Source organism: Sulfuricurvum sp. PD_MW2, from assembly GCF_002633015.1.
GTDB lineage: Bacteria > Campylobacterota > Campylobacteria > Campylobacterales > Sulfurimonadaceae > Sulfuricurvum.
In genome coordinates this window covers 1-1,127 of record NZ_NSIU01000071.1, presented here as the reverse complement: position 1 = coordinate 1,127, position 1,127 = coordinate 1, and the positions used below count along the sequence as shown (strand labels likewise).

1 protein-coding gene is annotated in these 1,127 nt (G+C 34.3%); it reads right to left on the bottom strand.

The window, feature by feature from the left end; genetic code table 11:
- Positions 1–1,127 (bottom strand): TaqI-like C-terminal specificity domain-containing protein (locus CJD30_RS11655; RefSeq protein ID WP_294919352.1); only part of this gene is annotated, 1,127 nt, incomplete at both ends.

Here is a 1,127-nt window from a genome sequence, read left to right as displayed (position 1 = left end):
ATCGGGAACTGCTCTAATTCATTGATTTTGAATTGCGGAAAAATCCCTCGTGAAAGTTTCCCGAATTTATGAACAAACCAAAATGACATTAAACGTGAATTTAACAACGCTAAAATAAAGAGTGGAGAATCTTTGATGTTGACAATATTCATCGAATTTAAATCGTTTAGTATTATTGCATCCGTATAACACGCATGAATACAATACGGCGGTCGCGAGGGAATTTGTCGTACTAAAATACGAGGAGTTGAGAAAAGCTCAAATGTTCGAGAAGCTGCTAAATTATCACCATATTTTAAAAATTCTCCACTCCATCCTAACGCATAGCGAGATACATCTTTACCGTCGAGATATAGTAGATAATTTTCATCAATCTGTTCTGCAGAATGATACATACGATTCTTCTTCATTTCTTCAGTTTGAGGCGGCTTCCCCTTTCCTGTTTCATATGCTTTTAGTCCAGCTTTTACATCCGCAATTTCTTTTAATGGAAGAGCATTTGCTTCGATTTGGTCCATTATTTCATAAACAACGGTATTTTTGAACGCTTCGATATTAATGATCGCATCGAGTTTATTTTGGAAAAATGATGTATCACTCGTTTTAATCAGATTCATCCCATCAATTCCACTTGATTCATACAAATGCACAATAGGACTTTGATCGCTTTTATTGTAGGTCAAAATTGCTGTGTCAACATTGGCTTCATCAAATACTTTAGCGGTAAAATTGACAATGCTTATGTCAGAGTAGTTGAGAATAAATTCTCGTACACCTTTAGCCGAATTGATTGTCAACCAGTTGTTTGGAACAATAAAACTAAATTCCCCGTTTTTCTTCAATACCTGATTACTTCGTTCCAAGAATAAAATATAAAGATTCAACTGATATGCTGACAGTTTGTATTGTGATACAAAAAAGCTTTTTTCCTGAGCCGTAAAATGCTCACGTGCAAAAACATATGGCGGATTACCAATGACAACATCAAAACCTACAAAATTTCCATCTTTATCCAACACTTCAGGAAATTCAAAACGCCATTCAAAAGCGTTATCATAGATTTTCCCTTTTTCAATTGCTTCGATATTTGATTCAAGTTTTTTAATCTCTTCTAAAAGCTTTTTAGA